This is a genomic window from Kitasatospora sp. NPDC086801 (genome assembly GCF_044745805.1).
Lineage (GTDB): Bacteria > Actinomycetota > Actinomycetes > Streptomycetales > Streptomycetaceae > Kitasatospora.
The window spans coordinates 70,416-94,234 of record NZ_JBIVAX010000009.1 but is presented as its reverse complement, the minus strand read 5'-3'; the positions used below and the strand labels follow the sequence as shown (position 1 = coordinate 94,234).

The 23,819-nt window shown below is 72.1% G+C and carries 24 protein-coding genes and 1 pseudogene; 12 read left to right on the top strand and 13 right to left on the bottom strand.

The genetic code is table 11. The features are described 5' to 3' along the window. Window positions 1-40: 40 nt before the first annotated feature. Both ACIPLC_RS13545 and ACIPLC_RS13540 read right to left on the bottom strand, forming a co-directional pair. A complete protein-coding gene (locus ACIPLC_RS13545) occupies window positions 41-991 on the bottom strand; it encodes a pirin family protein (RefSeq protein ID WP_400473118.1) in 951 nt (316 codons plus the stop codon). 125 nt (window positions 992-1,116) lie between these two features. Beyond that, window positions 1,117-1,620 (bottom strand): SseB family protein, encoded by a 504-nt coding sequence (locus ACIPLC_RS13540; protein WP_063348360.1) that lies wholly within the window; start codon window positions 1,618-1,620, stop codon window positions 1,117-1,119. Between the two features lie 214 nt (window positions 1,621-1,834). Between ACIPLC_RS13540 and ACIPLC_RS13535 the strand changes: the two genes are divergently transcribed. Further along, on the top strand, window positions 1,835-3,664 hold the full coding sequence (locus ACIPLC_RS13535) for an acyl-CoA dehydrogenase (RefSeq protein WP_400473117.1): 1,830 nt from the start codon (window positions 1,835-1,837) through the stop codon (window positions 3,662-3,664). Window positions 3,665-4,114: 450 nt separating this feature from the next. Continuing rightward, the gene (locus ACIPLC_RS13530) at window positions 4,115-5,425 is read left to right on the top strand and encodes a M18 family aminopeptidase (protein WP_400473116.1); all 1,311 of its coding nucleotides are present in this window, start codon (window positions 4,115-4,117) and stop codon (window positions 5,423-5,425) included. Between the two features lie 80 nt (window positions 5,426-5,505). Here the strand turns inward: ACIPLC_RS13530 and ACIPLC_RS13525 are convergent, their stop codons facing one another. After that, complete coding sequence (locus tag ACIPLC_RS13525; RefSeq protein ID WP_400473115.1) at window positions 5,506-7,335, bottom strand: NHL domain-containing thioredoxin family protein; 1,830 nt, start codon at window positions 7,333-7,335, stop codon at window positions 5,506-5,508. Between the two features lie 146 nt (window positions 7,336-7,481). Between ACIPLC_RS13525 and ACIPLC_RS13520 the strand changes: the two genes are divergently transcribed. Continuing rightward, window positions 7,482-7,736, top strand: a complete 255-nt coding sequence (locus tag ACIPLC_RS13520; protein WP_400473114.1) for a hypothetical protein — start codon at window positions 7,482-7,484, stop codon at window positions 7,734-7,736. A gap of 16 nt (window positions 7,737-7,752) precedes the next feature. Here the strand turns inward: ACIPLC_RS13520 and ACIPLC_RS13515 are convergent, their stop codons facing one another. Continuing rightward, window positions 7,753-8,262, bottom strand: coding sequence for a GNAT family N-acetyltransferase (locus ACIPLC_RS13515; protein ID WP_400473113.1), 510 nt, complete (start codon window positions 8,260-8,262; stop codon window positions 7,753-7,755). A gap of 91 nt (window positions 8,263-8,353) precedes the next feature. Here ACIPLC_RS13515 and ACIPLC_RS13510 point away from each other — a divergent pair, with 91 nt between their 5' ends. From ACIPLC_RS13510 to ACIPLC_RS13500, 3 genes are all read left to right on the top strand, one after another. Further along, window positions 8,354-8,842, top strand: coding sequence for an LURP-one-related/scramblase family protein (locus ACIPLC_RS13510; protein WP_063348353.1), 489 nt, complete (start codon window positions 8,354-8,356; stop codon window positions 8,840-8,842). 113 nt (window positions 8,843-8,955) lie between these two features. Continuing rightward, on the top strand, window positions 8,956-9,378 hold the full coding sequence (locus ACIPLC_RS13505) for a DUF350 domain-containing protein (RefSeq protein WP_400473112.1): 423 nt from the start codon (window positions 8,956-8,958) through the stop codon (window positions 9,376-9,378). Window positions 9,379-9,524: 146 nt separating this feature from the next. Beyond that, the gene (locus ACIPLC_RS13500) at window positions 9,525-10,094 is read left to right on the top strand and encodes a GNAT family N-acetyltransferase (RefSeq protein ID WP_400473111.1); all 570 of its coding nucleotides are present in this window, start codon (window positions 9,525-9,527) and stop codon (window positions 10,092-10,094) included. Window positions 10,095-10,138: 44 nt separating this feature from the next. On the opposite strand, the gene ACIPLC_RS13495 is transcribed toward ACIPLC_RS13500, so the two are convergent. Beyond that, on the bottom strand, window positions 10,139-11,194 hold the full coding sequence (locus ACIPLC_RS13495) for an aldo/keto reductase (RefSeq protein ID WP_400473110.1): 1,056 nt from the start codon (window positions 11,192-11,194) through the stop codon (window positions 10,139-10,141). 294 nt (window positions 11,195-11,488) lie between these two features. On the opposite strand from ACIPLC_RS13495, the pseudogene ACIPLC_RS13490 reads away from it, so the two are divergent. Then, a pseudogene (locus ACIPLC_RS13490) lies at window positions 11,489-11,737 on the top strand (FAD-binding protein); the annotation flags it as partial. 231 nt (window positions 11,738-11,968) lie between these two features. Then, the gene (locus tag ACIPLC_RS13485) at window positions 11,969-12,871 is read left to right on the top strand and encodes a class I SAM-dependent methyltransferase (RefSeq protein ID WP_400473109.1); all 903 of its coding nucleotides are present in this window, start codon (window positions 11,969-11,971) and stop codon (window positions 12,869-12,871) included. Between the two features lie 142 nt (window positions 12,872-13,013). Here the strand turns inward: ACIPLC_RS13485 and ACIPLC_RS13480 are convergent, their stop codons facing one another. The 4 genes from ACIPLC_RS13480 to ACIPLC_RS13465 all read right to left on the bottom strand — a co-directional run bounded on the left by ACIPLC_RS13480 (window position 13,014) and on the right by ACIPLC_RS13465 (window position 16,586). Further along, complete coding sequence (locus ACIPLC_RS13480; protein ID WP_400473108.1) at window positions 13,014-13,325, bottom strand: ArsR/SmtB family transcription factor; 312 nt, start codon at window positions 13,323-13,325, stop codon at window positions 13,014-13,016. A gap of 302 nt (window positions 13,326-13,627) precedes the next feature. Beyond that, complete coding sequence (metG, locus tag ACIPLC_RS13475; RefSeq protein WP_400473107.1) at window positions 13,628-15,361, bottom strand: methionine--tRNA ligase; 1,734 nt, start codon at window positions 15,359-15,361, stop codon at window positions 13,628-13,630. 176 nt (window positions 15,362-15,537) lie between these two features. Then, entirely contained in the window at window positions 15,538-15,738 is a 201-nt protein-coding gene (locus ACIPLC_RS13470; protein WP_400473106.1) for a DUF397 domain-containing protein, read from the bottom strand. After that, window positions 15,735-16,586, bottom strand: coding sequence for a helix-turn-helix domain-containing protein (locus ACIPLC_RS13465; RefSeq protein WP_400473105.1), 852 nt, complete (start codon window positions 16,584-16,586; stop codon window positions 15,735-15,737). The genes ACIPLC_RS13470 and ACIPLC_RS13465 overlap by 4 nt, the downstream gene beginning before the upstream one ends. Window positions 16,587-16,895: 309 nt before the next feature. On the opposite strand from ACIPLC_RS13465, the gene ACIPLC_RS13460 reads away from it, so the two are divergent. Continuing rightward, complete coding sequence (locus tag ACIPLC_RS13460; RefSeq protein ID WP_400473104.1) at window positions 16,896-17,054, top strand: hypothetical protein; 159 nt, start codon at window positions 16,896-16,898, stop codon at window positions 17,052-17,054. A gap of 51 nt (window positions 17,055-17,105) precedes the next feature. On the opposite strand, the gene ACIPLC_RS13455 is transcribed toward ACIPLC_RS13460, so the two are convergent. The 3 genes from ACIPLC_RS13455 to ACIPLC_RS13445 form a co-directional block, all read right to left on the bottom strand. Next, complete coding sequence (locus tag ACIPLC_RS13455) at window positions 17,106-17,306, bottom strand: DUF397 domain-containing protein (protein WP_400473103.1); 201 nt, start codon at window positions 17,304-17,306, stop codon at window positions 17,106-17,108. A gap of 60 nt (window positions 17,307-17,366) precedes the next feature. Beyond that, window positions 17,367-17,996: a GNAT family N-acetyltransferase gene (locus ACIPLC_RS13450; RefSeq protein ID WP_400473102.1), complete on the bottom strand. Its 630-nt coding sequence runs from the start codon at window positions 17,994-17,996 to the stop codon at window positions 17,367-17,369. A gap of 126 nt (window positions 17,997-18,122) precedes the next feature. Then, on the bottom strand, window positions 18,123-19,406 hold the full coding sequence (locus ACIPLC_RS13445) for an adenylosuccinate synthase (protein ID WP_400473101.1): 1,284 nt from the start codon (window positions 19,404-19,406) through the stop codon (window positions 18,123-18,125). A gap of 126 nt (window positions 19,407-19,532) precedes the next feature. Between ACIPLC_RS13445 and ACIPLC_RS13440 the strand changes: the two genes are divergently transcribed. The 3 genes from ACIPLC_RS13440 to purM all read left to right on the top strand — a co-directional run bounded on the left by ACIPLC_RS13440 (window position 19,533) and on the right by purM (window position 23,378). Further along, window positions 19,533-20,387 carry a diacylglycerol kinase gene (locus ACIPLC_RS13440; RefSeq protein WP_400473100.1) on the top strand — a complete coding sequence of 285 codons (855 nt, stop codon included), beginning with the start codon at window positions 19,533-19,535 and terminating at the stop codon, window positions 20,385-20,387. A gap of 242 nt (window positions 20,388-20,629) precedes the next feature. Then, window positions 20,630-22,213: an amidophosphoribosyltransferase gene (purF, locus tag ACIPLC_RS13435; protein ID WP_400473099.1), complete on the top strand. Its 1,584-nt coding sequence runs from the start codon at window positions 20,630-20,632 to the stop codon at window positions 22,211-22,213. 79 nt (window positions 22,214-22,292) lie between these two features. Further along, the gene (gene purM, locus ACIPLC_RS13430) at window positions 22,293-23,378 is read left to right on the top strand and encodes a phosphoribosylformylglycinamidine cyclo-ligase (protein WP_400473098.1); all 1,086 of its coding nucleotides are present in this window, start codon (window positions 22,293-22,295) and stop codon (window positions 23,376-23,378) included. Between the two features lie 150 nt (window positions 23,379-23,528). On the opposite strand, the gene ACIPLC_RS13425 is transcribed toward purM, so the two are convergent. Beyond that, a complete protein-coding gene (locus ACIPLC_RS13425) occupies window positions 23,529-23,783 on the bottom strand; it encodes a DUF3073 domain-containing protein (protein WP_400473097.1) in 255 nt (84 codons plus the stop codon). Window positions 23,784-23,819 lie beyond the last annotated feature (36 nt).

The following is a 23,819-nucleotide window of genomic DNA, read 5'->3' as shown; positions in this document are numbered from 1 at the left end:
GCCGAGGCGCCGGGGGGGTGCCGTCACCGGGGTGGTGCCGTCAGTCGATCGGGTGGCCGAACCGGCCGGACTGGAAGTCCCGCATGGCCTGCTCCAGTTCGCGGTGGCTGTTCATCACGAACGGGCCGTAGTGGGCGACCGGCTCGCGGATCGGCTGCCCGCCGAGCAGGATCACGTCCAGGTTGGGGTGGCGGGAGTCCTGCTTGGTGTCGGCGGTGATGGTGATGGTGTCGCCCTCGCCGAACACGGCCGCCTGCCCGGTGCGGATCGGGCGGCCCTCGGCGCCGACGGTGCCGTCGCCGTTGAGGACGTAGGCGAGCGCGTTGAAGTCCGGCCGCCACGGCAGGGTGACCTGCGCGCCCGGGGTGATGCTGGCGTGCAGCAGCGCTATCGGGGTGTGGGTGACGCCCGGGCCCTGGTGGCCGTCCAGCTCGCCCGCGATCAGCCGCAGGATCGCGCCGCCGTCCGGGGTGGAGAGCAGCTTGACGTGGCCGCCGTGGATGTCCTGGTAGCGCGGGGCGGTCATCTTGTCGGAGGCCGGGAGGTTGACCCACAGCTGGATGCCGTGGAACAGGCCGCCGGTCGCCACCAGCGACTCCGGTGGGGTCTCGATGTGCAGGATGCCCGAGCCGGCCGTCATCCACTGGGTGTCGCCGCCGCCGAGGTGGCCGCCGCCGCCGTGCGAGTCCTTGTGGATGAACTCGCCGTCGATCAGGTAGGTGACCGTCTCGAAGCCGCGGTGCGGGTGCCAGGGCGTGCCCTTGGGCTCGCCGGCGGCGTACTCCACCTCGCCCATCTGGTCCATCATGATGAACGGGTCGAGGTACTTGGTGTTGATCTTGGCGAAGGCGCGGCGGACCGGGAAGCCCTCGCCTTCGAAGCCCTCGGGCGCGGTCGCCACGGTGAGGACCGGCCGGGCACTCGTGGCGGCGGGGTCGGGGGTGGCGACGCGCGGCAGGGTCAGCGGGTTGTCGACGGTCACGGCGGGCATGTCGGCCTCCTTCGGGGGTTCCTCTGGCCTACGTGCACGAGGTTAGTTCAATTCTCAACAACAAGCAAGTTGAAAGTTGAACCATATGGTGACGAAGGAGCGCGGGGCTCCTCCTCCAGGATGGGTCAGCCGTACATCCGGCGCATGGTGAAGTCGACCATCTGCTCGACCGCCTTGGCGTCGAACACCATCCGGTGCTCGCCCTCCATGTCCAGCGCGAAGCCGTAGCCGGTCGGCAGCAGGTCCAGGACCTCGGCGCCGGTGACGGTGAAGTGCTTGGAGTCCTTGCCGGCGTAGCGGCGCAGCTCCTTCAGCGAGCTGAACATCGGGATCACCGGCGTCGGCGTGTTGTGCAGCGCCAGGAAGCCGGGCCGCTCGCCGCGCGGGCAGTGCACCTTCGAGGTGATGAAGATGGCCTGGAAGTCCTCGACCGCCATCGAGCCGGTGGTGAACGCCCGGACGGCGTCCGCCAGCGACGGCGGGGAGGGCTCGGGGTAGAGGGACTGCTGGGAGGCCTGCGACTGCGCGCCGTAGGCGTCGGGGCCGGGCATGCCGTTCATGCCCGGCTGCGGACCCGCCTGCTGCTGGTAGGGGTCGCCCGGGTATGCGTTCTGGTCATATCCGTACACACGGACAGGCTATCGGGAGCGCACCCGCCCGTGTGGGCGTCGATCCTGACAAGGAGTGGTCGTCCCGGCTTGTGGGACGTGACCACGTTCATAGCGGATTCACCGCCAGGGGCTTGCCCAAGTTACCGCTGGGTAGCATCATGATGCCTACTGGTGGGTACGGGGCGCCCGAACGCGGCGGTCTCCCGGAAGCGACGAACCGGAGAAAACGGCCATGGGTCACTACAAGTCCAACCTGCGGGACGTGGAGTTCAACCTCTTCGAGGTGTTCGGTCGCGAGCAGGTCTACGGCGCCGGACCGTTCGCGGACATGGACGTCGAGACCGCGAAGAACATCCTGAGCGAGATCTCGCGCCTCGCCGAGAACGACCTCGCCGCGTCCTTCACCGACACCGACCGCAACCCGCCGGTCTTCGACCCCGAGACCAACACCGCGCCGGTCCCGGCCACCTTCAAGAAGAGCTACCAGACCTACATGGACGCCGAGTGGTGGCGGCTGGGCATCCCGGAGGCGATCGGCGGCCAGGTCACCCCGTCCTCCCTCATCTGGGCCTACGCCGAGCAGGTCCTGGGCTCCAACCCGGCCATCTGGATGTACTCCTCCGGCCCCGCCTTCGCCGGCGTCGTCCACGACGAGGGCACCGAGGAGCAGAAGAAGGTCGCCCAGCGGATGACCGACCGCCTCTGGGGCGCCACCATGGTCCTCACCGAGCCCGACGCGGGCTCGGACGTGGGCGCCGGCCGCACCAAGGCGATCAAGCAGGAGGACGGCTCCTGGCACATCGAGGGTGTGAAGCGCTTCATCACCTCGGGCGAGCACGACATGTCCGAGAACATCATCCACCTGGTGCTGGCCCGCCCCGAGGGCGGCAAGCCCGGCACCAAGGGCCTCGGCCTGTACATCGTCCCCAAGTTCGACTTCGACTGGGAGACCGGCGAGCTGGGCGAGCGCAACGGCGCCTACGCCACCAACGTCGAGCACAAGATGGGCCTCAAGGCCTCGAACACCTGCGAGATGACCTTCGGCGCCAAGCACCCGGCCAAGGGCTGGCTGCTCGGCGAGAAGGTCGACGGCATCCGCCAGATGTTCAAGATCATCGAGTTCGCCCGGATGATGGTCGGCACGAAGGCCATCGCCACCCTCTCCACCGGCTACCTGAACGCCCTGGAGTACGCCAAGGAGCGCGTGCAGGGCGCCGACATCTCGCAGTTCCTGGACAAGACCGCCCCGCGCGTCACCATCACCCACCACCCGGACGTGCGCCGCTCGCTGCTCACCCAGAAGGCCTACGCCGAGGGCATGCGCGCGCTGGTCCTGTTCACCGCGTCCGTCCAGGACGACATGGTGGCCGCCGGCCTGCGCGGCGAGCGCGACGAGGCCGCCGAGCGCCTCAACGACCTGCTGCTGCCGATCGTCAAGGGCTACGGCTCCGAGAAGTCCTACGAGCAGCTCGCCCAGTCCCTGCAGACCTTCGGCGGCTCCGGCTACCTGCAGGAGTACCCGATCGAGCAGTACATCCGGGACGCCAAGATCGACACCCTCTACGAGGGCACCACCGCGATCCAGGGCCAGGACTTCTTCTTCCGCAAGATCGTCAAGGACGGCGGCCAGGCGCTCACCGCGCTGTCCGAGCAGATCCAGAAGTTCCTCGGCGCGGCCGAGGGCGGCGACGCCCTGGCCGCCGAGCGCGAGCTGCTCGCCAAGGCCGTCGGCGACCTGGACGCCATCGTGGGCAAGCTGCTGGCCGACCTCACCTCGGTCGAGCAGGACGTCAAGAACATGTACAAGGTGGGCCTCAACACCACCCGCCTGCTGCTCGTCTCCGGTGACGTCGTCGTCGGCTGGCTGCTGCTGCGTCAGGCCGCGGTGGCCCTGGCCAAGCTGGAGGCCGGCGCCTCGGAGAAGGACGTCCCGTTCTACCAGGGCAAGGTCGCGGCGGCCCGCTTCTTCGCCAAGAACGTCCTGCCGACCGTCGCCCCGCAGCGGCTGATCGCCGAGGGCATCGACAACGAGATCATGGACCTGGCGGAGGAGGCCTTCTAAGGCCCCGCCCCACCCGTCACGCCGCCGCCGGCGCGCCCCCCCCGGTGCCGCGCCGGGCGTGACACCTCTCGGACCGCCTGACACCACCCTCACGTCGAAGGGCCCGGTTCCCGCCGGGCCCTTCGGCGTTGCCGCCCGTTCGCCCGTTCGCCCGTTCGCCCGTTCGCCCGTTCGCCCGTCCGCCCGTCCGCCCTTTGTCCGGCCGTCCTTTGCCGGTCCCGCACCGGCTGCGCGGGCGGCCGGCGGCACGGGGCCGGGTGCTGCGATGACCGTCCGCGATCGGGGTGGATCTCTGGGTGCACGGAGTTCGGCACGGCGTCACTTCACGGTTGTGTCCTCGTTCTGCATCCGTTGGGAGGTTCCGAATTCCCTGTCCGTGTACGGGCATATGCTCAAGGTGCGAAGCCGACTCCCCATCCGGCTTCGGCCCTCCCTCGACTCAGGAGCAGTATGTCGACCGCCGCCGCCCGCCAGGCATTCTTCGACCGGACGCACAGCGACGATCTGATCGCGTTCCTCGGCACCTCGCCGTCCCCGTACCACGCGGTCGCGAGCGCCGCCGAGCGGCTGGAGAAGGCAGGCTTCCGGCAGGTCGCCGAGACCGACGCCTGGGACGGCGCCGCAGGCGGCCGCTACCTGATCCGGGGCGGCGCCCTGATCGCCTGGTACCTGCCGGAGAGCGCCCGCCCCGAGACCCCGTTCCGGGTGGTCGGTACCCACACCGACTCGCCGAACCTGCGGGTCAAGCCGGTGCCGGACACCGGCGCGGCCGGCTGGCGCCAGGTCGCCGTGGAGATTTACGGCGGTGTCCCGCTGAACACCTGGCTGGACCGCGACCTCGGGCTCTCCGGCCGCCTCGCGCTGAAGGACGGCAGTTCGCGGCTCGTCCAGCTGGACGAGCCGCTGCTGCGGGTGCCGCAGCTCGCGATCCACCTGGACCGCCAGGTCAACGACGGCATGAAGCTCGACAAGCAGCGCCACCTCACCCCGATCTGGGGCCTCGGCCCGGTCGACGAGGGCTCGCTGATCGCCTACGTCGCCGAGCGCGCGGGCGTGGACGCGGCCGACGTGGCGGGCTGGGACCTCATGACGCACGACGTCCAGCCAGCCGCCTACCTGGGCCGCGACCGCGAACTGCTGGCCGGCCCGCGCCTGGACAACCTGCTGTCCGTCCACGCCGCCACCGCCGCGCTGGCCGCCGTCGCCTCCGCCGAGGACGCCGCCGACCTGCCGTACATCCCGGTGCTGGCCGCCTTCGACCACGAGGAGACCGGCAGCGAGTCGGACACCGGCGCGCAGAGCCCGCTGCTCGGCAACGTCCTCGACCGCACCGTGTACGCGCGCGGCGGCACCCCGGAGGACCGCGCCCGGGCGCTCGCCGGGACGGTCTGCCTCTCCTCGGACATGGGCCACGCCGTGCACCCGAACTACGCCGAGCGGCACGAGCCGGGCCACCACCCGCTGCCGAACGGCGGGCCGATCCTCAAGGTCAACGTCAACAACCGCTACGCGACCGACGGCGTCGGCCGGGCGGTGTTCGCGGCCGCCTGCGAGAAGGCCGGCGTGCCGTGGCAGTCCTTCGTGTCCAACAACGCGATGCCCTGCGGCACCACCATCGGCCCGATCACCGCGGCGCGCCTGGGCATCAAGACGGTGGACTGCGGCATCGCGGCGCTGTCCATGCACTCGGCGCGCGAGCTGTGCGGCGCCGAGGACCCGTACCTGCTGGCCAGCGCGATCAAGGCCTTCCTGGAGGGCTGATCCCCCGTCAACGGGGAAGGGGCCCGGCGGAGTACGTTCCGCCGGGCCCCTTCCGCGCTGGACGGCCGCTCTTCAGGTGGCTACTCCAGGCCGGCGAGCACCAGCGGCAGCCGGCGCGCGCCGTCGGCGACCAGCTTCACCGGTACGCCCCAGTCCTGCTGGTGCACGTGGCAGGCCGGGAACTCGATCTCCGGGTCGTCGTCGCAGGACGCGGCCATCGCCGAGACGTGCAGCACGCCCTCGGCGACCTCCTCGGAGAGGACCAGCTCGCGCGACAGGTCGCTGTCCGCGCCCGCGCCGGAGACCAGCAGCTCGGGCGGGGTCGCGCTGACCAGCAGCCGGGTGGACGGGCCGTACCGCTCGTCCAGCTTCTGGCCGTTCGGCGCCGAGAACACCACGTCCAGCCGGAACGCGCCCGGCGCGACCTCGGTGGCCGCCCGCTGGGTGCGGTGCGCGACCGACTCGACCCGCACCGCCTCGTCCGGCAGCCGCAGCCTGGTCAGCCGGTGCCGGGCCGACTCGACCACCACGATGTCCCCGTCCACCAGGACCGCGCCGGACGGCTCGCGCAGGTCGGTGGCCAGCGTGGTGACCTCGCCGCTCGCCGGGTCGAAGCGGCGCAGCGCGTGGTTGTAGGTGTCGCTGACCGCCACCGAGCCGTCCGGCAGCACGGTCACGCCCAGCGGGTGCTGGAGCAGCGCCTGCGCGGCCGCGCCGTCCCGGTGGCCGAAGTCGAAGAGGCCGGTGCCGACGGCGGTGTGGACCGTCCCGGCTTCACGTGCCCCCTCCGATCGACTGATCCAGCGGATCGCCGAGGTCTCCGAGTCGGCCACCCACAGCCTCTCGCCGTCCGCCGAGACCGCCAGACCGGACGGCTGGGCGAACCAGGCCTCGCCGACGGGCCCGTCCACCAGGCCCTCGTTGGTGGTGCCGGCCGCGACGCGGACCGTGCCGGCGGCCGGGTCGTACGCCCACAGCTGGTGCACGCCGGCCATCGCGATCCACACCCGGCCGTCGAACCAGGCGACGTCCCACGGCGAGGAGAGGTCCACCTCGCGGGCCGGGCCCTCGGTCGCCGAACCCTGCCACCACTGGCGGCCGGTGCCCGCCAGCGTGGTCACCGAGCCGTCCGCCAGCCGCACCCCGCGCAGCGCGTGGTTGACGGTGTCGGCCACGATCACGTCGTAGTCCGAGCCCTCCGGCAGCAGCGTCAGCCCCTGCGGCTCGCTGAACCGGGGGCTGGTGCCGTCCACCAGGCCGCGCTGCCCGTCGCCGATCCGGCGGACCACCGTCTCGCCGTCCTCGGCCAGCTCCACCAGCGAGTGGTGGCCGGAGTCGGCGACCAGGAAGTGCCCGTCGGGCAGCCGGATCGCCTTGCCCGGGAACTTGAGATCCCCCGCGGTCGGCTCCGGCGCCACGTACGGGCCGTCGCCGCGGCGCAGCGTGCCCTTCGCCGCGTGCTCGGCCTCCAACTCTCCCACCAGCCGCGCGATCGCGTGCGCGTGGCCCTCGCCCGCGTGCTGGGCGACCACGTACCCCTCCGGGTCGATCACCACCAGCGTCGGCCAGGCCCGCACCGCGTACTGCTTCCACGTCGCCAGCGCCGGATCGTCCAGCACCGGGTGGTGCACCTCGTACCGGGCGACCGCGTCCACCACGGCCCGGTGGTCCGCCTCGTGCACGAACTTCGGCGAGTGCACCCCGACGATCACCACGGTGTCCCGGTGCTTCTCCTCCAACTCCCGCAGCTCGTCGAGGACGTGCAGACAGTTGATGCAGCAGAACGTCCAGAAGTCCAGGATGGTGATCTTGCCCCGGAAGTCGGCGAGCGCCAGCTCCTTGCCGCCGGTGTTCAGCCAACCGCCTGCCCCGACCAGCTCGGGGGCGCGTACACGTGCACGAGATGCCATGCCTGTATCCAACCGCATCGTGGTCGGGCAGCATTCCAGGGCGGCATTCCGGGGCGGCGTTCCCGGTCGGGGGGCGGGGCGCGGGCAGGGGGCGGCGGGCGTGTCGGTGGGGTGGGGGGAGCGGGGTTCGTGCTGTCGTTGTCCGCATGATCACCTCACCCCTGCTGCGGTCGGTCCTGACGGTCGCGACCGCTGTCCTGCTCGCCACCGGCGCCGGCGCCGCCTCGGCGGCGGCCGCCGGGCCCGCTCCGCGTGACGTCACCGCGGAGCAGTGCGAGGACGCCGGGGGGTGGGTGGAGGGCTCCGGGTACTGCGTGGGGGCCGTCGGCGACGACGACTGGGGGCAGCCGATCGAGGGGCAGGCCATCAACCCGCACCCGGCGCCCGGCGAGGAGGACTGAGAACGTCGGGGCCGGGTCAGGGCCGGGGGAGCTCTGCCTGCCAGCGGGTCTCGCCGTCCTGCTGCTCGTCGGTGGGGGTGAGGCCGAGGGCGCGGGCGACGGCGGCGGAGGCGTGGTGGTCGGGGTGGATGTGGGCGGTGACGGTGCCGACGCCGACGGCGGCGAGGTGGGCGAGCAGGGCGCGGGCGGCCTCGGTGGCCAGGCCGCGGCCCTGCCAGGGGGTGCCGACCACCCAGGCGAGTTCGGCGGCCCCGGGGCGGACGGTGGTCTGGACGTAGCCGGTGAGGCGGCCGTCGGCGCGCAGCCGTAGAGCCCAGTTGCCCCAGGTCTCGGCGGGGTCGGGGGAGCCGGCGGCGAGCCGGGCGTAGCGGGTGCGCAGGTCGTCGGCGGTGGCCGGGGAGCCGCCGGTGAAGGCGTGCAGGGCGGGGTCGGCGAGGGCGGCGGCCAACTCCTCGGCGTGCTCGGGGCCGATCGGGAGGAGGTCGAGGCGCTCGCTGCGCAGCGGGGCGGTGGGGTCGGGACGCATGCCGCCATTGAACGCCCGTGTGTGGCGGTGCTTCCCGGCGGGTGGGGGGATCGGGTCGAATGGGGGTCACGTCGACACGGAGGAGGCCGCTGTGCGGTACCTGGTCAGGGAGAAGCTGTTCGCAGTCGGAGACGACTACTGGATCGAGGACGACCGGGGCCACAAGGCGTACCTGGTGGACGGCAAGGTGCTGCGGCTGCGGCACACCTTCGAGCTGAAGGACGCGCACGGGCGGGTGGTCGCGGTGGTGAAGGAGAAGGCGTTCACCGTCCGCGACGCGATGAAGATCGAGGACGCCGACGGTGAGGTGATCGCGACCGTCCGGGAGAAGCTGTTCACCCCGTTCCGCGACAAGTACCTGGTGGAGCTGGCCTCCGGCGGCGAGCTGAAGATCCACGGCGACCTGATCGACAAGGACTACCGGATCGAGAACCACCACGGCGACGACCTCGCCCGGATCTCCCGCAAGTGGTTCCGGATCCGGGACACCTACGGCGTGGAGATCGCCGACGGCGCCGACACCGGGCTGCTGCTCGCGATCGCCGCCTGCGTCGACCACCTGGTGCACGAGGAGCACTGACCGCCGAGGGGTTTCCGCTTCCCGGCCCGCCGCCGGCCCCGGTGGGGTATCTTTTGCCAACCCTTGACCAGACCGGTCGGGGGTCGGCGGGCGGACCGGGGGCTGGGACCACGATGAACGACATCCTGCACGGGCTCGGCGCGGCAGCCGCCTACGGAGCCCTCGGGGTGGTGCTGCTGCTCCTCGGCGTCGGCCTGGTGGACCTGCTGACGCCCGGCAGGCTCGGCCACCAGATCTGGGTCGAGCGCAACCGCAACGCCGCCGTGCTGCTCAGCTCCGCGCTGCTCGGCATCGGTGGCATCGTCTTCACCGCGATCATGTACACCTACGCGGACTTCGCCAAGGGCCTGATCTCGACCGCCTGCTACGGCCTGCTCGGGCTGGTGCTGATGACCGTCGCCTTCTGGGCGGTGGACCTGCTGACGCCCGGCAGGCTCGGCGCGATCCTGGTCGAGCCGGAGCCGCACCCGGCGGTCTGGGTCTCGGCCAGCTGCAACATCGCGGTCGCGGCGGTGGTGTCGGCCGCGATCGCCTGAGGGCCCGGCTGCCGGTTCGACGCGGAACTGCTCGCTCCGTACTTCCGGCTGATGGGGCGTCGATCGGCGGTCGGCGGCGGCGAGGAGGACCTGGCCGGGGTGGTCGACCTGCTGCGGCGGTGAGGCCCGGCCGGTAACGTACCGGCATGGCTGACCTTGAAGAACGCGCCGACGACGTCGCGTCCGGCTCGTGGCAGGCCGGGGCAGGGGCGTCCGTCCGACGGCGCCGCGTCACCGACCTCGCCGACTGCGTCCGGGTGCTCGGCGACGTCCACGCCACCGACGGCTACCCCGCCGACTGGCCCGACCGCCCCGCCGCCTGGCTCACCCCGGAGGGCCTGCTCGCCGCCTGGGTCGCCGAGTCGGACGGCCGCCCGGCCGGCCACGTCGGCCTCTCCCGCAGTTCCCCCGGCGACGTCGCCCCCGGCCTGTGGAGCCGCCGCACCGGCGGCCGCCCGGAACTCACCGCCGTGATCGGCCGGCTCTACGTCGCCCCCACGGCGCGCGGCCACCGGATCGGCGCCCGGCTGATGGCGGCCGCCGTGGCGCACGCGCGGGCGCTCGGCCTCCATCCCGTCCTCGACGTCCTTGCCACCGACACCCCCGCGACCGCTTTCTACCGGCGCCTCGGCTGGACCTGGCTCGGCAGCGGCGAACAGCAGTGGGCCGCGGACCGCACGGTCGTGGTCCACTGCTTCGCCGCACCGAGGGAGTAGCCCGCCGCCCGGGAGCGGTCGGTGGTGGCGGGCGGTCGGTCCGGCTACCCCGCCGAGCGGTCCGCGGTGGGGCGGCGGCGAAGGGCGGGGGTGGTGACGGACGGGGGCTGCCAGGCGCCGTCGGGGTGGTAGACGTCGGTGCCGGGCGGGACGATGGCGTCGATGCGGTCCAGGGCGGCGTCGTCGAGCACCAGGTCGGCGCCCTTGAGGGCCGCCTCCAACTGGTCGTGGGTGCGCGGGCCGAGGATCACCGAGGTGACGGCGGGGTGGGCCAGCGGGAAGGCCACGGCCAGCTCGGGGAGGGTGCGGCCGAGGTCCCCGGCGAGGGCGGTGAAGGCCTCGACGGCCTCCAGCTTGGCCGCCGTGGTGGGCAGCGCCGGGTCGAAGCGGCCCGGGTTGAGGGCCGGGCGGCCGGTGGTCAGGTCGGCCGGGCGGTCCTTGCGGTAGCGGCCGGTGAGGAAGCCGGAGGCGAGCGGGCCCCAGGTCATCGCGCCCATGCCGAGCCGCTGGACGACGGGCAGCACGTCGCGCTCCACGCCGCGGGCGAGCAGCGAGTACGGCGGCTGCTCGGTGCGGAAGCGCGGCAGGGCGCGGCGTTCGGCGACGTGGTGCGCGTCGACGATCTGCTCGGCGGGGAAGGTGGAGCAGCCGAAGGCGCGGATCTTGCCGGCCCGGACGAGGTCGCCGAGGACGGACAGGGTCTCCTCGACGTCGGTGGTGTGGTCCGGCCGGTGGATCTGGTAGAGGTCGATCCAGTCGGTGCGCAGCCGGCGCAGGCTGTCCTCGACCGCCCGGAGGATCCAGCGCCGCGAGTTGCCGCCGTGGCCTCGGCCCTCGCCCATCGGGAAGTGCCCCTTGGTGGCCAGCACGATCTCGTCGCGGTCGCCGCGGGCGGCCAGCGTCCTGCCGACGATCTCCTCGGACTCGCCGGCCGAGTACATGTCGGCGGTGTCCACGAAGTTGACGCCCCGGTCGAGGGCGGTGTTGATGATCCGGGCGCAGTCGTCGTGGTCGGGGTTGCCGACGCTGCCGAGCATCATCGTGCCGAGGCAGTGGGCGCTCACTTCGATGCCGGTGCCGCCGAGGACGCGGTAGCGCATGGTGCTGCTCCCCCTGGTGGTGGGTCGATGGTGCGTCAGAGGTTAGGAGTTGGAGTGCACTCCAAGGCAAGGGGCGGCCCGGATCCCCTGCCGGGGGAGGCGGTGGGGGCGGCCGCGTTCGCCGGGTGCGGGGTGGCGCTGGCGGTGGCCGCCCGCTCGCACCGGCGGCGGACCGGGGGGCTGGGAGCCCGAGGGCGTGTCGGGCGCGGTGTTTGCGGAAACGGCAACAAAGCTTGCCGATGTGGGCGGTCCGGTCGCAGCCTGGCGGTGGAGGTGAGCGCCATGGGCGACACGATGAGGACGACAGGGCCGACGGCCCCCCGGGACGGCTACGACGCGGTCGTGGTCGGCGCGGGCGCGGCCGGGCTGAACGCCGCACTGGTGCTGGGCCGGGCCCGCCGCCGGGTGGCGGTGGTGGACGCGGGCCGGCCGCGCAACGCCCCCGCCGCCCACCTGCGCGGCTACCTGAGCCGGGACGGCATGCCCCCGGCGGCGCTGCTGGAGGTCGGCCGGGCGGAGGTCGCCGGCTACGGGGTCGACCTCGGCCTCGACCACGACCTCGTCGCGGAGGAGATCGGACGGGCGGTCGCCGAACACCGCGCGTCCGGCGCTGCCGTTCCCGCCTGAGCGGGGGAAGCTCCCCCTCCGGCACCTTCGCCCGGCACTCCGCCCGGACCGCCCTTCTGCCCGGCACTCCGCCCGGACCGCCCTTCTGCCCGGCACCGCCCTTCCGCCCGCAGCACCCTTCCGTCACCCACGATCGGAGACACCACGATGTCCGAACACCAGCACCAGCACGGCCAGGGGCACCGGCCCGGACACCACCACGGGCACGTCCCCGCCGCCGACTTCGACTGGGACGCCCTCGCCGCCCACCTGGAGCAGGAGGCCGAACTGCGCGCCCCCGCCATCACCGGGGCCGCACAGTGGCTGCGGTCCCTGCACGGCGAGGCCGGCGGGGTGCGGCGGGTCCTCGACGTCGGCAGCGGGCCCGGGGTGATCGCCGGACTGCTCGCGGACGCCTTCCCCGAGGCCGAGACGGTCGCCGTCGACCAGTCGGCCGCCCTGCTGGAGCGCGCCCGGACCCGCTCCGGCGGCCGCCTGAGCACCCAGCAGGCCGACCTGCCCGCCGAGTTCGGCAAGCTCGGCGAGGCCGACCTGATCTGGTCCGGCAACGCGATCCACCACCTCGGCGACCAGCAGGCCGCCCTCACCTCCCTCGCCGCGACACTCCGGCCCGGTGGCCTGCTGGCCGTGGCCGAACGCGGCCTGCCGCTGCGCTACCTGCCGCGCGACTTCGGCCTCGGCCGGCCCGGCTTCCAGGCCAGGCTCGACGCGGTGCACGAGGACGGCTTCAGCACCATGCGCGCCGAACTGCCCGGTGCCACCGAGGAGGTGGAGGACTGGCCGGCCATGCTCACCCGTGCCGGCCTGACCCCCAACGGCACCCGTACCTTCCTGATCGACCACCCGGCCCCGCTCGCCCGCCCCGCCCGCGAGCACCTCCACACCCAACTCGCCCGCCTGCGCGACCAGCTCGCCGACAACCTCGCCCCCGAGGACCGCACCACCCTCGACACCCTCCTCGCCGAGGACACCCCCACCGGCATCCTGCACCGCCCGGACGCCTTCTTCCTCTCGGCGATGACCGTCCACACCGCCCGCAAGGCCGCCTGACGGCCGCCGCCCGCACGGGGCCGCCCGGCCCGCCGGGTGGCCCGAAGGGCCCGGCGGCGTAGGGGCAGCACTGCTCCCGGTGGTGCCCCCGGGGTGCTCGGCGGCATCCCGGCGGGCCGCTGGCGCCCGGGCGCCAGCGGGCCTACAGCGTGTGGCCGAGGGCGGTGATGAGAGCGGCGATGCGGGCCTCGTCGCGGCGGTAGTGGGTCCATTTGCCGATCCGGGTGGCGCGGACGAGCCCGGCGCGCTGGAGTTCGGCGAGGTAGGCGGAGACGGTGGACTGGGCGAGGCCGGCCTTGGCCTGGATGTGGCTGACGCAGACGCCGACCTCGTGCGGGTCGGCGACCGCCTCTTCCAGGGGGAAGTGGCGTTCGGGGTCGCGCAACCATGCCAGCAGTTGCAGGCGGGTCGGGTTGGCGATCGCCCGCAGGGCGGCGACCAGGTCGGCATCCATGGCTGGAAGCGTACCGGCGGTGTTACAGCAGGGCCTCGGCGATCCGACGCCAGCAGGGCCTCGGCGATCCGACGCCAGTGGGGCAGTGCGGTGCCGCCCGGCGGGGCGCCGATGACCTGGACGGCGACGTGGTCGGCGCCGGCCTCGTGGTGGCCGGTGGAGTCTGCGGGCGATGGCGTCGAGGTCGCCCGAGAAGACGAGGTCGTCGACCAGCCGGTCGCTGCCGCCGCCGGCCAGTTCTTCCTCCCGGTGGCCGAGGCCCCGACCGGGCGAACGGTCGGGGCCCGGGCCGTCCGTCGGGTTCAGGCCTCCTGGCCGCCGAAGCGGGTGGTCCAGGCCGCCAGGTCCTCGTCGGTGATCTTGGCGAACAGCACCGGCGGCACGGTGAACGCCGTCCCGGCCGGCACCAGGTCCAGTGCCCGCGCCTCCTCCGGGCCGACCCAGGACAGGCCGGTCGCCGGAGCGTCCGCGGGCAGGGCGAAGGCGCCGCGCATCGCCGTCGCGGCGGCCGGGATGAACGGCTCGGAGACCACCGCGTACAGCTGGATCAGGTTCATCGCGGTGCGCAGGGTCAGCGCCGCCGCGTCCGGGTCGGTCTTCACCTGGAGCCAGGGCGCCTTCTCGTCCAGGTACGCGTTGCCCGCGCTCCACAGCGCGCGCAGGCCCTGTGCGGCCTTGCGGAAGTTGAGCCCGTCCAGCTGGGCCTCGTACTCGGCCAGCAGGTCGGCGATCTGCTCGCCGAGGCGCTGCTCGGCCTCGCCGGGCGCGTGGCCAGCCGGGACGGCGTCGCCGAAGCGCTTGCGGCTGAAGGTGAGCACCCGGTTGACGAAGTTGCCGAGGGTGTCGGCGAGGTCCTTGTTGACGACCGAGGCGAAGAGGTCCCAGGTGAAGCTGGAGTCGTCCGATTCGGGGGCGTGCGCCATCAGGAAGTAGCGCCAGTAGTCGGCCGGCAGCAGTTCCAGGGCGACGTCGGTGAAGATGCCGCGCTTCTGGCTGGTGGAGAACTTCCCCCCGTAGTACGTCAGCCAGTTGAAGGCCTTGACGTAGTCGACCTTCTTCCACGGGCGGCGCGAGCCGAGGATCGTCGCCGGGAACATCACGGTGTGGAACGGGACGTTGTCCTTGGCCATGAACTCGGTGTAGCGGACGGTCCGGTCGGCCTCGTACCACCAGGACTTCCAGTCCCGGGCCCGCCCGGCCGGGGCCGCGTCCGCCCACTCCTTGGTGGCGCCGATGTACTCGATCGGGGCGTCGAACCAGACGTAGAACACCTTGCCCTCGGCCGCCAGTTCCGGCCAGACGTCGGCCGGCACCGGGACGCCCCACTCCAGGTCGCGGGTGATCGCGCGGTCCTGGAGCCCCTCGGTGAGCCACTTGCGGGCGATCGAGGAGGCCAGCACCGGCCAGTCGTCGCCGTTGGCGGCGATCCACTGCTCCACCTCGTCGGTCAGCTCCGACTGGAGCAGGAACAGGTGCCTGGTCTCCCGGACCTCCAGGTCGGAGCTGCCGCTGATGGCCGAACGCGGCTCCAGCAGGTCGGTCGGGTCCAGCACCCGGGTGCAGTTCTCGCACTGGTCGCCGCGCGCCTTGTCGTAGCCGCAGTGCGGGCAGGTGCCGACGATGTAGCGGTCCGGCAGGAAGCGGCCGTCGGCGTTGGAGTACACCTGGCGGATCGCGCGCTCCTCGATGAAGCCGTTGCGCTGGAGTTCGCGGGCGATCTCCTGGGTGATCTCGCGGTTCTGCGGGGAGGAGCTGCGGCCGAAGTGGTCGAAGGACAGCCCGAAGCCGTCGTACACCGCCTTCTGCGCGTCGTGCGCCCGGGCGCAGAACTCGGCGACGGGCAGTCCGGCCTCCTGCGCGGCCAGTTCGGCGGGCGTGCCGTGCTCGTCGGTCGCGCAGATGTAGAGCACCTCGTGGCCGCGTTGGCGCAGGTAGCGGGAGTAGACGTCCGCCGGGAGCATCGACCCGACCATGTTGCCCAGGTGCTTGATCCCGTTGATGTACGGAAGGGCGCTGGTGATCAGGTGCCGAGCCATCCTCGGATGCTCCGATTTCTCCCGCACGCGCACCCCACCCGGAGTGCTGTGCCAGGCGCAGGGGTCCACTGTGGGCTGCCAAGCCTACCGCCGCCGGGCCGGGCGGTGCGGCTCAAGGGCGGTGTGGCTCAAGGGCGGTGCGGCTCAAGGGCGGTATGACTCAAGGGCGGTGCGGCTCAGGGCCCGACGGAGTCGCTGTACCGGTCGAACTCCCCGGCCTTCACCCCGCGGACGAACGCGGCCCACTTGCGCGGCGTGGTCCGGACGACGACCTCGGGGCGGTCCGACTCGCGGATCTCGACCAGGCCGTCGGCGGCTCTGATCTCGACGCACTCGTTGCTCTCGCCGCTGGACGAGGACTTCCGCCACTCAGTCATGAGAAGTCTTTCAGTAAGGCCCGGATGAAGTCCCGGGACTCGGCCGGCCCGAGGGCGACCGCGGCGGTCTCCTCCTTGATCTGTCGGTACGTCTGCAACTCGGTGTCGGTGTGCACGAACTTCGGCCCGTTCGAGAGGTCGATCTGCACGGTGTCGAGCTCGGGAACGGGCCCGCGGGCGAGGTACAGGCTCTCCCCGGACCCGGGAAAGGTGTCGACGCTGAACGGGATGGTCCGGATCTCCACCCCGGGCCGCTCGGAATCCTCCAGCACGCTGAGCAACTGGTCGCGCAGCACCACCGCCCCGCCGAACTGCATGCGCAGCGCGGATTCGTGGATGTACGCGGCGTACGGCTTCGGGCGTTCGGTGAACAGCCGCTGGCGCTGGATCCGGAATGCGGTGCGGGCGTCGGCGTCCGGCTGGGGCATCGGCGGCCGGACCCGGGCGAACACCGCGGAGGCGTACGCCGAGGTCTGCAGCAGTCCGGGGATGAAGGTGGTGTGCAGGATGGCCAGCGACTCGGCGTGGTGCTCCATCTCCGCGATGTCGATGAGCCCGCCGGGCAGCCGGCCGCGGTAGCCGTCCCACCAGTACTTGCGCCGGTCCTGCGTCATCGCGAGCAGCGCGTCGAGGTAGGGGCCGTCGGCGCAGTGGCAGGTGCGGGCCCAGAGCCGGAGCCGTTCGGCGCTGATGCCGGACTTCCCGTTCTCCATCTGCGAGATCTTGGGCAGGTCGGTGCCCAAGGTGGCGGCCAGGTTCTTGGGCGTCACGCCCACGCGTTCGCGCATCTTGCGCAGCTCGATGCCAAGGCGCTGCTGACGCACGGTCGGCGACAAGCGGGGTGGCATGACTCTCTTCTCCGGATCGCGGCTCGGGTCGATGCTTCCGGTGAAGTGTGCCGTGCTTACCCGGCCCTAGCTACTGAAATGGGGGATACCCCACGATGGAGTGAACGTTCTCCCGCTCGGTAGCAAGTCTTGTACCTCGACCCTATGGTCGTTGCCGCGTCAGTCACTGACTCGTTGTCGCCTAAACAGCCGCCAATCAGCCGTAAATACACACCAGATGCATGGTCGGCACGCTCGACATCACCGACCGGAGACTGTCATGCCGCTTCCGCTGCTTCTCACCCCTGTCCACCGCATTCCCGCTACCCGGTGAACGGCCTGCTCGTCGCCGGTCTGTCCGCCCTCCTGCTCGCCGTCCTATTCGTCGGCTGGCTGGTCTGGCTGGTCAACACCCAACCCCGCGAGCCGCGTTCCGTGAAACGCGAGTTCGCCGTCCGCCATTCCTCCGCCGCCGTCGAGAAGAAATAGCGCGCGGCAGTGGTGGCCCCCCGCCGGCCGGGGGGCCACCGGAGGGTGCGGTCAGCCGTCGCCGAAGTGGTCGAATTCGCCGCGCTTGACGCCCTCGATCCAGAGCGCGAACTTCTGCGGGGTGGTGACGATGATCGCGTCGGGGCTCTCGGATTCGCGGACCTCGATCAGCCCCCGTTCGTTGACGGACACCTCCACGGAGTCGCCGTCGTCCCGGGCGCTGCTGGTGGACTTCTGCCACTGCTGGGTCATCGGTTGCCTTCTCCCATCGCGGTTCCTGCCTGGTGCCCTGGACAACTCCCGGGGGGCCGTTCAGGAACGGGGGCGCACGGAGGGCTCGGCACCGCGCGAAAGGCGCTCGGCGAGGCGGATCCGGGCGGCGGGCCACTCGTCGGCGAGCATCGAGAAGTAGGCGGTGTCGCGCCACACGCCGCTGGCGCGCCGCTTCTCGCGGCGGTGGACGCCCTCGTACTGGGCACCGAGGCGCAGGATCGCGTTGCGGGAGCGCTCGTTGAGCGCGTCCGTCTTCCAGTACACCCGGCCCATGCCCAGGTCGTCGAAGGCGTGGGAGAGCAGCAGCAGCTTGGCCTCGGTGTTGACGGGCGTGCGCCAGACCGAGCGGGCGTACCAGGTGCCGCCGATCTCGACGACCTCGTCGACGGCCCTGACGTCGTAGTAGCCGGTGATGCCGACGGCCCGGTCGCTGGGGAGGTCGATCACGGCGAACTTCACCGCCGACCCGGCCGCCACCTCGGCGAGCCGGGCGTCGAGGATCGCGCCCAGCTCCTCCTCGGTCGTGGGCGGGTGGGAGGGGATCCAGCGCCACACCTCCGGGTCGGGGCCGACGGCGGCCCACAGGTCGGACAGGTGGTGGCGGCCGAGGGGCTCCAGGCGGACGTGGCGGCCGGTGAGGGTGACGGGCGTGGGCGGCTGTGCGGTCATGACCGGAAAGGTAGCGCCACTCTGCACTAGATGCAATGAAATTCTGTGCTAGTGCAAAAGGGGTGGAGTGGGCGAAGCGAAGGGCCCTGCGGGACGTGTCCCACAGGGCCCTCGACCGGATCAGGCTCAGATGAACGAGTTGATCTGGATCGTCTCGTCGCGGCCCGGGCCGACGCCGATGGCGGAGATCGGCGCGCCGGACATCTCCTCCAGCGCCTTCACGTACGCCTGCGCGTTCTTCGGCAGCTCGGCGAAGGTCTTGGCCTTGCTGATGTCCTCGGTCCAGCCCGGCAGCGTCTCGTAGATCGGCTTGGCGTGGTGGAAGTCGGACTGGTTGTAGGGGAGTTCCTCGACCCGCTTGCCGTCGATCTCGTACGCGACGCAGACCGGGATCTGCTCCCAGCCGGTGAGCACGTCGAGCTTGGTGAGGAAGAAGTCGGTGAGGCCGTTGACCCGGGTCGCGTAGCGCGCGATGACCGCGTCGAACCAGCCGCAGCGGCGGTCACGGCCGGTGGTGACACCGCGCTCGCCGCCGATCCGGCGCAGCGCCTCGCCGTCCTCGTCCAGCAGCTCGGTCGGGAACGGGCCGGAGCCGACGCGGGTGGTGTAGGCCTTGAGGATGCCGATGACCCGGTCGATCTTGGTCGGGCCGATGCCGGCGCCGGTGCAGGCGCCGCCCGAGGTCGGGTTCGACGAGGTCACGAAGGGGTACGTGCCGTGGTCGACGTCGAGCAGGGTGCCCTGGCCGCCCTCCAGCAGGACGACCTTGTTCGCCTTGAGCGCCTGGTCCAGGACGAGGGTGGTGTCGGCGAGGAAGGGCCGGATCTTGTCCGCGTAGCCGAGGTACTCCTCGACGACCAGCTCGGCCGGGATGGCGCGGCGGTTGTACAGCTTGACCAGGATCTGGTTCTTGTCGTGCAGCGCCGCCTCGATCTTCTGGCGCAGGATCGACTCGTCGAACAGGTCCTGGACCCGGATGCCGACGCGGTTGATCTTGTCCGCGTAGGTCGGGCCGATGCCGCGGCCGGTGGTGCCGATCCGGCGCTTGCCGAGGAAGCGCTCGGTGACCTTGTCCAGGGTGCGGTGGTACGGCGTGATCAGGTGGGCGTTGCCCGAGACCAGCAGCTTCGAGGTGTCGATGCCACGGTCGTTCAGCCCGGCGAGCTCGGAGAGCAGCACGCCCGGGTCGATGACGACGCCGTTGCCGATCACCGGCGTCACGTTAGGGCTGAGGATGCCGGAGGGGAGCAGGTGCAGGGCGTACTTCTGGTCGCCGATGACCACCGTGTGACCGGCGTTGTTGCCGCCCTGGTAGCGGACGACGTAGTCGACGGAGCCGCCGAGGAGGTCGGTGGCCTTCCCCTTGCCCTCGTCCCCCCACTGAGCGCCAACGAGCACGAGTGCCGGCACAGGCGTACACCCCTTCCGGTTGGGGCATCCTGCGTAGGCCGCAGTCTGCCCCGAGATAGACGAAGCCCCTGGCGCAGTAGCGCAAGGGGCTCTTGCACCGAGAGATTACCTGAGGAAGGACCGGTCGTGTCGTCCCTGTCCACGCCCGCAACCGGCGGCCCCGAGCCGCTCCTGCTGCTCCTCGACCCGGCGGCCCGGCTGACCGACGGCGAGTCGGTGCGGATCGCGAAGGACGTGCTCTGCGGAGGCGCGGACGTCAAGGTGGTCTACCCGGAGAGCCCGTCCGAACTCGACCGGGTGCTTTCGCACCGGGGCCGGCGGCGTCCGGTGGTGATCGGTTCCGATCTGGCGTTGCAGCGGGTGCTCCAAGCCCTGTACCGCCAGCGTGAGCTGGGCGCGGATCCGGTGGGCATGGTTCCGGTCGGCCGGTCGGAGGAGCTGGCGGCGGCCCGTGCGCTCGGGGTGCCGGGCGAGCCGGTGCGGGCCGCCCGGGCGGTGCTGTCGGGTGCGGCGCGCAAGCTCGACCTGCTGGTGGACGACGGCGGCGGGGTGGCGCTGGGCGGGGTGCGGATCACCGGCGCCGGGACGCGTCGCACGGGCGGCCGTACGGGTGGTTGGCGTTCGCTATGGGCGAAACTGGCTGCGGCCGAGCAGGCGAACGCACTCACGGCGGACGGCCGGCCCTCGGCCGAGCACAACCCCCGGGTCCGGGTCGAGGCGGACGGCCGGCTGCTCGCCGACGTGCACCGGCCGGTCCGGCTGGTCCAGGTGACCCTGCCGGGTGTCGCGGCGGACGGCGCCGGCGTGCTGGAGGTGGTGGTCCGCGCGCCCGGCGCCCTGGTGCGCGCCCGGGCGGAGAGCGTCTCGGTGGTCGGGCGCGGCTTCGGCTACGAGGCGGACGGCCACCCCGTCGGCCCGGTCCGCGCCCGCACCTGGACGGTCCACCCGGGCGCCTGGGGCCTGTTGCTGCCCGCCGCGTGACGCCGGGGTGAACCCCGGGTGAGCAGGCTCACTTTCTCCGCCGCCCGGACTCCCGGCACTCCGCACACGGAACGCCCCAACAGGCGCGAACCGCAAGGCCACCCGCCCTTGGCCGGAATTCCCCCCACCCGAAATCCCCGCCCGGTAAGGGGTTTTGTCTACGCGCGTTACCGCCCGATCACCAGCCAATCCCGGCCGCCCGGGTTCCGGAAGCCCGTGCCCGCTGCCCTAGACTCGAAGGCGTGCCACGTGGTGACGGAAGACTCAACCACGATCTTCTTCCCGGTGAGAAAGGCCCCCAGGACGCTTGCGGCGTCTTCGGTGTCTGGGCTCCCGGCGAGGAGGTCGCCAAGCTCACGTTCTTCGGCCTTTACGCCCTGCAGCACCGCGGTCAGGAATCCGCGGGCATCGCAGTGAGCAACGGCTCCCAGATTCTCGTCTTCAAGGACATGGGGCTCGTGTCCCAGGTCTTCGACGAGGCCTCCCTGGGGTCGTTGCACGGGCATATCGCCGTCGGACACGCCCGCTACTCGACCACCGGTTCCTCGGTCTGGGAGAACGCCCAGCCGACCTTCCGCGCGACCGTGCACGGTTCGCTGGCCCTCGGGCACAACGGAAACCTGGTGAACACCGCCGAACTGGCGGCCATGGTCGCCGAACTGCCCGGGGAGGAGCACGTCTCCCGCTCCGGGCGGACCGCCGCGACCAACGACACCGACCTGGTGACCGCGCTGCTCGCCGGCCACCCGGACCTCTCCATCGAGGAGACGGCCAAGGTCGTGCTGCCCAAGGTCAAGGGCGCCTTCTCGCTCGTCTTCATGGACGAGCACACCCTCTACGCCGCCCGCGACCCGCAGGGCATCCGCCCGCTGGTGCTCGGTCGGCTGGAGCGCGGCTGGGTGGTCGCCTCCGAGACGGCGGCGCTCGACATCTGCGGCGCCTCGTTCATCCGTGAGGTCGAGCCCGGCGAGCTGATCGCCATCGACGAGAACGGCATGCGCAGCTCCCGCTTCGCCGAGGCGAAGCCCAAGGGCTGCGTGTTCGAGTACGTCTACCTGGCCCGCCCCGACACCAGCATCGCCGGGCGCAACGTGCACCTCTCCCGCGTGGAGATGGGCCGCCGCCTGGCGAAGGAGGCGCCCGTCGAGGCCGACCTGGTGATAGCGACGCCGGAGTCCGGCACCCCCGCCGCGATCGGCTACGCCGAGGCCAGCGGCATCCCGTACGGCTCCGGCCTGGTGAAGAACGCCTACGTGGGCCGCACCTTCATCCAGCCCAGCCAGACCATCCGCCAGCTCGGCATCCGGCTCAAGCTCAACCCGCTGCGCGAGGTCATCGCGGGCAAGCGCCTGGTGGTCGTCGACGACTCGATCGTCCGCGGCAACACCCAGCGCGCGCTGGTGAAGATGCTGCGCGAGGCCGGCGCCGCCGAGGTGCACATCCGGATCTCCTCGCCGCCGGTGAAGTGGCCGTGCTTCTTCGGCATTGACTTCGCCACCCGCGCGGAGCTGATCGCCAACGGCATGACCATCGAGGAGATCGGCCGCACGCTCGGCGCGGACTCGCTCTGCTACATCTCGATCGACGGCATGATCGAGGCCACCAAGCAGCCCAAGGAGAGGCTCTGCCGGGCCTGCTTCGACGGCGAGTACCCGATGGAGCTGCCGGACCCGGCGCTGCTCGGCAAGCTCCTGCTGGAGGCCGAGATCAAGGGCGGCCAGCAGCCGCCGGCCGTGCGCGGCAAGCCGACCAGCGGCAGCGACCTGGACGGCGTCCAGTCGCTGCTCGGCGGGGCGGGCGCGGCCGACGCGCTGCGCCGCCCGTAACGAACCCACGGTGGGGTCCCGCGAACCGGGGCCCCACCGCTGTTCCGACCCCCACCAGACCCGAGAGGGCCGCACCGCAGTGACCACGAACCAGAACGGCGCCACCTACGCCGCAGCCGGCGTCGACATCGAGGCGGGCGACCGCGCCGTCGAGCTCATGAAGCAGTGGGTGAAGAAGGCGAACCGCCCCGAGGTGGTCGGCGGTCTCGGCGGCTTCGCCGGGCTCTTCGACGCGTCCGCCTTCAAGCGCTACGAGCGGCCGCTGCTGGCTTCGGCCACCGACGGCGTGGGGACGAAGGTGGCCATCGCGGCCGCCATGGACAAGCACGACACCATCGGCCACGACCTGGTCGGCATGGTCGTCGACGACCTGGTGGTGTGCGGCGCCGAGCCGCTGTTCATGACCGACTACATCTGCGTCGGCAAGGTCGTGCCGGAGCGGGTCGCCGCGATCGTCAAGGGCATCGCCGAGGGCTGCGCGCTGGCCGGCTGCGCCCTGGTCGGCGGCGAGACCGCCGAGCACCCGGGCCTGCTCGGCCCGGACGAGTACGACGTCGCGGGCGCCGGCACCGGCGTGGTCGAGGCGGACGCGCTGCTCGGCGCCGACCGCGTGCGGGCCGGCGACGTGGTCATCGCGATGGCGGCCTCGGGCCTGCACTCCAACGGCTACTCGCTGGTGCGCCACGTGCTGCTGAACGAGGCCGGCTGGAAGCTGGACCGCAAGGTCGAGGAGTTCGGCCGCACCCTCGGCGAGGAACTGCTGGAGCCGACCCGGATCTACTCGCTGGACTGCCTGGCGCTCACCCGCGCCACCGAGATCCACGCCTTCTCGCACGTCACCGGCGGCGGCCTGGCGGCCAACCTGGCCCGGGTCGTCCCGGACGGCCTGCACGCCCGCCTGGACCGCGGCACCTGGACCCCGCTGCCGGTCTTCCGGACCGTCGCCGAGGTCGGCAAGGTGGCCACCCTGGAGATCGAGAAGACGCTCAACATGGGCGTCGGCATGGTCGCGGTCGTCCCGCCGTCCTCGGTGGACGCCGTGCTGGCGATCCTGGAGGACCGCGGCGTCGAGGCCTGGCTGCTCGGCGACATCGTCGAGCGCACCGGCGAGCACGAGGCCGGCGCGGCGCTCTACAACGCCTACGAGGGCTTCACCGCGGGCTGAGCCCGGCGGACGGACGAGAGGGCCCCTCCGGCGCACCGGAGGGGCCCTCCCGCATCCTGCCACCCGGGGGTGGCGGCACCACCGGTACGCGGGAACGCCGAAAACCGGCCTGACGCTCTGGGCGTCCGGACCGGTCGGCGAAACTACTGGCTACGAGCGGCGAGAGGCCTGCGACGGCCCGGTGCCCGGCCCGGTGTCGTCCTCGTCGTCGAGGTCGGCGTAGCGGGCGGCGTACTCCGCATACGGGTCGTCGTCCTCCTCCTCGATCGGCTCTGGCTCGATCGGAGCGGTGGACGGCGATGCGCCCAGCTCGTTGGACAGACGGTTAGCGTCAAACCCGCCGCTGTTGTACTTCAGCTCGCGGGCGACCTTCGTCTGCTTGGCCTTGGCCCGGCCGCGCCCCATGGGTCGACCCCCTCAACGATGGGGCTCACGGCCCCG